Here is a 7,688-nt window from a genome sequence, read left to right on the forward strand (position 1 = left end):
TGCGCCCAAGAAGCACGCTGGCGCGAGCGGTCGAAGAAAAACACTAGAAGAATAATCGCTCCAAAAAAGTAGATAATGTGGAAACCGACCGACGCTATCGCATTCATACATCCTCCTCTGCCTAACATATAATATACGAATTCGTAGTTTATGGGTCTTTGTACTGCCTAAACGGAAGTATACCATTTTCGCCTGACTTTACAACACAATTTTTGTTGACAGATTTCGCCTTTGGCCTATAATAGCAGGAAATACGAATTCGTAATTTATGGGTTTTTGTACTTTTGGGGAGAAAAAATGTTTGTAGAGATCCTGCCTGATTTCCAGAAATTCCTGGTTTCAAGAGGCTTTGCCGATGAAAAACATGCCCCCTTCTACGCTCGCTGGGTAAGCAAATTCGTCGCCTTTTCTGATGAGGATGAGGGCGCGGATTTTCAGGAAAAAAGACGAAAATTCCTTGAGCAACTCTCCGATTCCCCGGGGATCGCGAACTGGCAGATGAACCAGGCGGAAACCGCCCTGAAGCTCTATTTTGAGCAGTTTGACAAGAGTGCCGCGAAACTCGGTCCGAATTCAACCCTATCCCAGATAAACGACAGGTCAGATCCTGCTTCTATTATAATCGCGATGGGCAAAGCCATCAGGGTTAAACATTATTCATACAAGACTGAGCGCACTTATGTCAACTGGGCAAAAGGTTTTTTTGAGTATCTAGTCAGTGTCCGTAAGAAGGATATCCAAAAATCGGGTCTTTCAAGCGAGGATGTGCGTGATTACCTGAGCTTTCTTGCAATTAAAAAGAAAGTTTCCTCCTCTTCCCAAAACCAGGCCTTTAACGCCCTCTTGTTCCTGTTCAGGGGGGTGCTGATGATAGGGCTCGAAGACATCGCAGGCGCGGTCCGCGCGAAACGCGGCCCGAAACTTCCCGTCGTCCTGACCGAGAACGAGGTCCGCGAGATATTTGACAGTGTAACGGGCAAGGACAAGCTTATCCTGCAGCTATTATACGGCACTGGCATGCGCATTTCCGAACTGACGTGCTTGCGGGTAAAAGATATCGATTTTGAAGCGGGAATGATATTCATAAGAAGCGGCAAGGGCGATAAGGACAGAAGTACCGTCCTACCGGAATATCTGAAGGCAGAATTGCGTGCGCACCTTAAAGAGGTCAAAAAGATACACGAGAAAGACCTAGCCGCCGGATACGGGGAAGCCTGGCTGCCTGATGCGCTTGAACGCAAATACCCGAAAGCTGTCAAAGATTTCGGATGGCAATTCGCCTTCCCGTCGGCAAAGCTCTCCCCTGACCGCGATACCGGAAAGGTCAGACGTTTCTATATGAGCCCGAAGACCATACAGGACGCGATGTCTGAGGCGGTAAAGAAAGCGGGAATAGCCAAGCATGCCACTGTGCACACGTTAAGGCACAGCTTCGCCACCCATCTGTTGCTTAACGGAGTAAATATACGGGAAGTCCAGGAGCTTTTGGGGCACAGCCACGTCGAGACGACGATGATATACACCCATGTGATACGCGATATCTCAAATGCGCCGCGGAGTCCGCTGGATAAGCTTTACGCGACTGCCGATAAACAATAGCCTCTACCTATAAACATCCTTCCTGTGGGCTACGGTCAGTATTATGACCGTTATCTCTTTGTGGTATATCCGGTAAATTATCCTGTAGTCTCCTGAGCGGTAAGATAATAGCCCCTTGAGGTCGCCGGTAAGGCATTTTCCGATCGCCGGATCTTGGGCGATACGCTCGACAGCGTCTTTTATCTGGCGCTTCTTCTTGAGGGATAACCTGCCTATCGATTCCTTCGCTTCCCTTGTATACAATACGCTATACATTCTTGAAGATATCCTTATGCGAATATAACTTTCCTTCGCGGATATCCTCCTCTGCCCTTAAAATAGAACGGAGTAATTTTTGGTCGGCCATGACCTCCAGGGTCTCCAATTCTTCCGGAGAGATCATGACCGCCTCCGCCCTCCCGTTCCTCGTTATTATCAGGCGCTTGCCTGCCGAGGAGATCTTCTTGATCAGCCCGGGCAGTTTACTCCTTGCTTCCGATATCGGTACGATAAAATCCATCTTTCTCACCTCCTGCATAATTGTACAATATTCTGTACAATTTGTAAAGCCCTTGATCCTGGCTTCCTGCTGCGCCGTGTTGGGCATAATAAATCCCTCCTTTATTATAGTAGACGTAAAGAAGGGATGTTTTCTTTCAAAAATATTAATTCAATTCTTTTTCGAGAAGCTCGAAAAATTTCTCCCTCGCGTCCTTCTCTATCCACGGCTTATGGCCGCAGTGATCAAGGAGGATAAACCGGAAGTTCTTAAGTATGGCCGATAGCGGCTTTTGGACGCCTTCGGCGGGATGCGGGTCGTAGTCACCGTGGATAGCGACGACCGGGCACCTGATATCTTTCACGAACTCGAGCAGTTTTCCGCTCCTTCTTAACTCCTCGGCTTCCGGCCACACGCTATTGAATATGGCTCCCTTATAATCGATCGGCTCAGGCTTGCCCTCGATCGGGTCATAGGCATCGGGCACTATTTCCTTATCCATGCGGTCAAGCCTGGCCTTTGATATCTGGGCGGCATATTTCTCTTCAAACGGCCCGCTTGCGACGAGGATAAGTTTTTTTACCAAAACGGGATGTTTTGCCGCAAGTATAAGGCTCAACCAGGCTCCCCACGAATGACCTATTAACACGACAGGAAGTTCCGCTTCTTTCTCCAGGACAACTTTTAATTCTTCGACCTGCCCGTCGACTGACATTGCGGTCTGGAGCGGCTCGAGGACGCCGTATTTCGATGAGAGTTCGCGAGCGACCGGCGCGGCCTCTCCTGCCCCGCCCGGCCCGCCGTGGATGACCGCGACGGTAAAAGGCGCCTTGCCGTATTTCCTAAGATTATTTTTACCCGGACTAAACATATATGCGCGGCACGCGGGCGGAGATCCAACAGACGACCTCATACGGGATGGTATCGAGAAGTTCGGCTATATCCTCGACCGTGATAGTCTCGCCTTTCTGGGAACCGATAATGACCGCCTCATCGCCGACCTTCGCGCCTTTTATTCCGCCGACGTCTACCATCGTATGGTCCATGCATATGCGCCCGACTACCGGAGCGCGCCATCCGCGCACGAGCACCTCCCCTTTGTTCGAGAGGTGCCTGTTGAGCCCGTCGGCATACCCGACCGGAAGCGTGGCGATCACCGTCTCCCTGTCGGTCATATGCGTCCTGCCGTAACTGATAAACCTGCCCGGCGGCGTCTTCTTGAGGTATATTATTCTCGTCTTGAGTGAAAGCGCCGGTTTTAATTTCACCGTGCTCATCAGGTTCTGGTTCGGGTATAGGCCGTAAAGCATAAGCCCGGGCCGCACCATATTGAAGTGGGAATCTTTATACATCATGGCGCCGGCAGAGTTCGCCGCGTGCACGTACTGGATCTCGATGCCGCTTATCTCCATCTCGGTGGCAAGGCGCTTGAAATTCTCTATCTGGCCGGAGGTATAACGGACATCTTCCTCGTCCGCGCTCGCGAAGTGCGTGAATATCCCCTCGATCACTATATTCCTGAAACTTAACAGGTCCTTTATAAGGCGGCCGGCCTCATCATGCCATACGCCGAGCCTGCCCATCCCTGTATCGACCTTCACGTGGACGAGCGCCTGTTTCCTTAATTTGCGCGCCGCCTTGTCTATGGCCGAGGCAAGGGCCTTGTCGCATACGGTAAGCGTAAGGTCATAATAGAGCGCGTAATCCGCTTCTTTCGGGAGGACCGAGGAAAGGACGAGCACCGGCGTCCTTATCCCTGCGCGGCGGAGAGTGATCCCCTCGTCGACGCACGCGACGCCCAAATATGGGACTTTCTCTTTCTGCAGCCGGCGCGCGACCTCTACCATCCCGTAGCCATACGCGTTCGCCTTCACGACGGCGAGTATATTAGTGTCTTTAGAGAGGCGCGCCTTTATCGCGTGATAATTATGGGAGATGGCGTCGAGGTCGATCTCGGTCCACGTCGGACGGCTTGTCCTGCTTTTCGCAGGGCTTGTCCTGCTTTTCGCAGGGCTTGTCCTGCGCGCGCGTGCGGGGCTCATTTTCTAAGGCCTCTCACCTGGATGTCCTTCGGATATAAATACAACGGGACAAATTTATCCGCTTCTTCGAATTTATTCCTTTTCGCCAGTTCATGACCCAGACCGGCGACTGTCTCAGCCCTGAGATACCAAAGCTTCTCCGGGGCGAATCCGGCCTCGTGCTTAAAATTATCCTCGATCGTCTTCCTGTAAGCGGCCAGCCCGTCGCCCAAAAAGACCGCGTCGCCCTTGATAGATTTCAGCAATTCGGCGACAGGGCCGACCGAATATTTCAGGTGCCGGCGCAATTTACCGTTCTTGAAGGAATATGCCGACGCGTAAACGTTGCCGCGGCGCGCGTCAATGATCGGGACGATCAGCTTGCCTTCCTCTTTTATATTATACGCGAGCGCGTCGAGAGTCGGGACTCCGGCGATCCTGATCCCTGCCCCGAGCGCAAAACCTTTCACGGCCGCGGCGCCGATGCGCAAAGCCGTCAGTGACCCCGGGCCTTTCGAGAACGCTATGCAGTTGATATCCTTCAGTTTCAGCTTCGCCTTCTTGAGCAGCTTGTCTATCTGCGGCAAAAGCTGTTCACATTGCCGCTGGTCCATCACCCTATGGAAACCCGCGATGACTTTTTCCCCGTCGGTTATCGCGAGGGAGAGATATTTGGATGTGGTATCTACCGCGAGGATCTTCATGCTTCCTTTATACTGATCGTACGTTCGTTGGGATTCTTTATCTTCAACGCGATATCTAAACGCCTCTTTGGCAATATGCGCGCCATCTTACCCGACCATTCTATGACAATGACGCCTTTGCGCGCGAGGTAATCCTCATAGCCGATATCTTCGATATCCTTCAAATTATTGAGCCGGTAGATATCGAAATGGAAGAGCGGGATCTTTCCTTTATATTCTTTCACGAGGACGAACGACGGGCTGTTGACATACCTGTAATCCTTTACGCCGAGGCCCTTGGCTATCCCCTTGACCAGGGTGGTCTTGCCCGCGCCCAGCTCACCTGAGAGCGCGACCAGGTCGCCTGGCTTAAAGCGCTTGGCTATCTTCTCCCCCAATCTTATCGTCTCTTCAGCGTTCGCTGTCGTGAAATTCATCTAAAAATGGGAAAATCCTTTTGGCTTCAGCTCTTTTGTCGTCCCGTCCGGGGCTATGATCTTCACCCCGATCTTTTTATCGAGTATCTCCCCTATCTGCGATATCCTCACGCCGTTCAATTCCATGTTCTTCCGGGCAAGCCTGCGCGCCTCGGCCAGCGGCATCGTGAACAATAACTCGAAGTCTTCCCCTTCGTTTAACGCCGCGTTTACGCCCCTGGCGCCTTTCGAGACCGGTATCAGTTCCTCGTATATGCAGGCGCCCGCGCCGCTCTGCTTCGCGATATGGTTCAAGTCGGTCGAAAGCCCGTCCGAGATATCTATCATCGAGGTTATCTTGAAATTATTTACAAGGTAGCGCGCTTCTTTAAGACGGGGGGTAAACACGAGATGCTTCTTGCTTTTATATGATCCGCCGAGCGCGCCTGTCACGCATATTATATCGCCGGTCCTGGCGCCGCTCCTGAACGCGGCTTTATCCGGCTCTACGAACCCGATGACCGCGACATCTATGACGAGTTTCCCGGAAGAATTCGTGTCCCCGCCGACTATCTCGACATCGAACCTCCTGGCGAGCGCCTTTATCCCGCGGTATATCTCGTCTACGAATTCAACGCTCAGTTTTTTCGGAAGGCCCAAAGAGACGACCGCGTATTTCGCTACGCCGCCCATCGAGGCGATATCGCTTAACCCGCAGGCGAGCGACTTCCATCCTATTTGGAAAGCCGTCGCGTCCTTCATCCTAAAATCGACGTCCTCGAGGAGCATGTCGATGGTGACAAGCAGGTATTTTTTCTTCGATACGCGTATTACCGCGCAGTCGTCGCCGATGCCGCGGACAATGTCTTTGCCCGTCTTAAAATTCTTCGCGAGCCGGGCTATAAGCCCTGCCTCACCTAATCTTTTTAATTTCATCCGGCTTAAAAACCCCTTTCTCAGTGACTATCGCGGTGATGAGCGCCGCAGGCGTGACGTCGAATGCCGGGCAATATGTTTTTACCCCTTTCGGCGCGAGCATCTTCCCGCGGATAGTCGTGATCTCCTCGCCGCGCCTCTCCTCGATCGGGATCAACCTGCCGTATGGCAGGTTGAAATCTATGGTCGAGACCGGCGCGACGACATAAAAAGGTATCTTGTGGTATTTCGCGAGGACCGCCACCCCGTAAGTTCCGATCTTGTTCGCCGCGTCGCCGTTACGCGTTATCCTGTCAGCGCCGACGATGACCTTCGTGACCTTGCCCAGGCTCATCACATGCGCGGCCATGTTATCGCAGATGAGCGTGACATCTATCCCCTCGCGCATCAGTTCCCACGCGGTAAGGCGCGCGCCCTGCAAAAGGGGCCGCGTCTCATCGGCATATACTTTTACGCGCTTGCCCTTCTCCTTCGCCATGTATATCACGCCTAACGCGGTCCCGTAATCGGCCGTCGCCAGCGCTCCGGCGTTGCAGTGCGTCAATATAACATCGCCGTCCTTAATGAGCCGCGCGCCGTATACGGCCATCTTCCTGCATATCGCCCTGTCCTCCTCATATACTTTATGCGCCTCGGCGAGAAGCGCCTTCTTTATCGCCTCGACCGGCCTATGCTTATTTTTTACGGCTGCGGCGCGCATCCTGTCGAGGCCCCAGAAGAGGTTTACCGCGGTCGGCCTGGCCGAACCGATGAACTTTATGACGCGGTCCAATTCACGGATAAGCTCATTATAATTTTTGGCCCTCGACTTCTTGACGCCCAGGTAAGCCCCGTACGCGGCGGCCACGCCCAACGCCGGAGCGCCGCGCACCTGCAATTTTTTTATCGCATGCCAAAATTTTTTTACGTCGCGGAAACTCAGGTATACGAGCTTGTTCGGCAACAGGGTCTGGTCTATTATCTTTATTGCCCCGCCCGACTTTTGGGCGTCCCATCTTATCGTCCGGATAGCCATTATTTTACACCATTTTCCCGAACATTTTCGCCAGGAAGCTGCGCCCCACCGAGATGGCGGCATGGGGACAGAGCTCGTGGCAGCAGAAACACTTAATGCAGCGCCTGTAATCTATCCTCGAGCCTTCCTCTTTTATCGTGATGCACTTCGCCGGGCAGCTCTTTTCGCATATCAGGCACTTCTTGCATATTTTATCATTAATTACGGGGAAAAACCTGATAGCTTTCGAGAGCCATTTGAAGACCGGCTTCGGGACTTTCATCATTATCGAGGTAGCCGGCAGCTTGAAACCGCGTATCCTCGCGCTTTCGATGCTTTCTCCGAGGACCTCTATTTTTGAAAGGTCGGCCTCGCCTAATTTCCGCTTGTACGCCTCGGCGGTTATGGGGAGCCGTAGCGGTTCGATGCCGACCAGCCCGGCGTATACCGCGTCGCAGGCCACGCAGTCGTTGCTCGCCATCACAAGGTTCGCGTTCCGGAGTTCTCCTCCGGCCGGCCCGTTGCCTTCCATAGCAACGATCCCGTCCATCACTACGAGCC

General features: G+C 52.8%; 10 protein-coding genes. 1 reads left to right on the plus strand and 9 read right to left on the minus strand.

Going from position 1 to position 7,688, the window contains the following annotated elements:
* Positions 1 to 297: 297 nt before the first annotated feature.
* Positions 298 to 1,599, plus strand: coding sequence for an integron integrase (locus WC317_06680; GenBank protein ID MFA5339811.1), 1,302 nt, complete (start codon positions 298 to 300; stop codon positions 1,597 to 1,599).
* Between the two features lie 3 nt (positions 1,600 to 1,602).
* On the opposite strand, the gene WC317_06685 is transcribed toward WC317_06680, so the two are convergent.
* The 9 genes from WC317_06685 to WC317_06725 all read right to left on the minus strand — a co-directional run.
* Complete coding sequence (locus WC317_06685) at positions 1,603 to 1,854, minus strand: type II toxin-antitoxin system RelE/ParE family toxin (protein ID MFA5339812.1); 252 nt, start codon at positions 1,852 to 1,854, stop codon at positions 1,603 to 1,605.
* Positions 1,847 to 2,185, minus strand: a complete 339-nt coding sequence (locus WC317_06690) for a type II toxin-antitoxin system Phd/YefM family antitoxin (protein MFA5339813.1) — start codon at positions 2,183 to 2,185, stop codon at positions 1,847 to 1,849. The genes WC317_06685 and WC317_06690 overlap by 8 nt, the downstream gene beginning before the upstream one ends.
* A 58-nt stretch (positions 2,186 to 2,243) precedes the next feature.
* Positions 2,244 to 2,948, minus strand: a complete 705-nt coding sequence (locus tag WC317_06695) for an alpha/beta hydrolase (GenBank protein ID MFA5339814.1) — start codon at positions 2,946 to 2,948, stop codon at positions 2,244 to 2,246.
* The gene (alr, locus tag WC317_06700; GenBank protein MFA5339815.1) at positions 2,941 to 4,119 is read right to left on the minus strand and encodes an alanine racemase; all 1,179 of its coding nucleotides are present in this window, start codon (positions 4,117 to 4,119) and stop codon (positions 2,941 to 2,943) included. Before alr ends, WC317_06695 begins: the two co-directional genes overlap by 8 nt.
* On the minus strand, positions 4,116 to 4,802 hold the full coding sequence (gene tsaB / locus WC317_06705) for a tRNA (adenosine(37)-N6)-threonylcarbamoyltransferase complex dimerization subunit type 1 TsaB (GenBank protein MFA5339816.1): 687 nt from the start codon (positions 4,800 to 4,802) through the stop codon (positions 4,116 to 4,118). Before tsaB ends, alr begins: the two co-directional genes overlap by 4 nt.
* Positions 4,799 to 5,218 carry a tRNA (adenosine(37)-N6)-threonylcarbamoyltransferase complex ATPase subunit type 1 TsaE gene (gene tsaE, locus WC317_06710; GenBank protein MFA5339817.1) on the minus strand — a complete coding sequence of 140 codons (420 nt, stop codon included), beginning with the start codon at positions 5,216 to 5,218 and terminating at the stop codon, positions 4,799 to 4,801. Before tsaE ends, tsaB begins: the two co-directional genes overlap by 4 nt.
* Positions 5,219 to 6,133 (minus strand): thiamine-phosphate kinase, encoded by a 915-nt coding sequence (gene thiL, locus WC317_06715; protein ID MFA5339818.1) that lies wholly within the window; start codon positions 6,131 to 6,133, stop codon positions 5,219 to 5,221.
* The gene (gene mtnA, locus WC317_06720; protein ID MFA5339819.1) at positions 6,111 to 7,148 is read right to left on the minus strand and encodes an S-methyl-5-thioribose-1-phosphate isomerase; all 1,038 of its coding nucleotides are present in this window, start codon (positions 7,146 to 7,148) and stop codon (positions 6,111 to 6,113) included. The genes thiL and mtnA overlap by 23 nt, the downstream gene beginning before the upstream one ends.
* Before the next feature lie 4 nt (positions 7,149 to 7,152).
* The coding region (locus WC317_06725) for a DUF362 domain-containing protein (GenBank protein MFA5339820.1) at positions 7,153 to 7,688 on the minus strand (536 nt) is incomplete at its 5' end.

The organism is Candidatus Omnitrophota bacterium, from assembly GCA_041653595.1.
GTDB lineage: Bacteria > Omnitrophota > Gorgyraeia > Pluralincolimonadales > Pluralincolimonadaceae > Pluralincolimonas.

Excerpts from the sequence above, each read along its gene's own strand:
- WC317_06690 (MFA5339813.1), bottom strand. The coding sequence starts at position 2,185 with ATGCCCAACACGGCGCAGCAGGAAGCCAGGATCAAGGGCTTTACAAAT.
- WC317_06695 (MFA5339814.1), bottom strand. The coding sequence starts at position 2,948 with ATGTTTAGTCCGGGTAAAAATAATCTTAGGAAATACGGCAAGGCGCCT.
- WC317_06680 (MFA5339811.1), top strand. The coding sequence starts at position 298 with ATGTTTGTAGAGATCCTGCCTGATTTCCAGAAATTCCTGGTTTCAAGA.
- mtnA (MFA5339819.1), bottom strand. The coding sequence starts at position 7,148 with ATGGCTATCCGGACGATAAGATGGGACGCCCAAAAGTCGGGCGGGGCA.
- thiL (MFA5339818.1), bottom strand. The coding sequence starts at position 6,133 with ATGAAATTAAAAAGATTAGGTGAGGCAGGGCTTATAGCCCGGCTCGCG.
- tsaB (MFA5339816.1), bottom strand. The coding sequence starts at position 4,802 with ATGAAGATCCTCGCGGTAGATACCACATCCAAATATCTCTCCCTCGCG.
- WC317_06685 (MFA5339812.1), bottom strand. The coding sequence starts at position 1,854 with ATGTATAGCGTATTGTATACAAGGGAAGCGAAGGAATCGATAGGCAGG.
- alr (MFA5339815.1), bottom strand. The coding sequence starts at position 4,119 with ATGAGCCCCGCACGCGCGCGCAGGACAAGCCCTGCGAAAAGCAGGACA.
- tsaE (MFA5339817.1), bottom strand. The coding sequence starts at position 5,218 with ATGAATTTCACGACAGCGAACGCTGAAGAGACGATAAGATTGGGGGAG.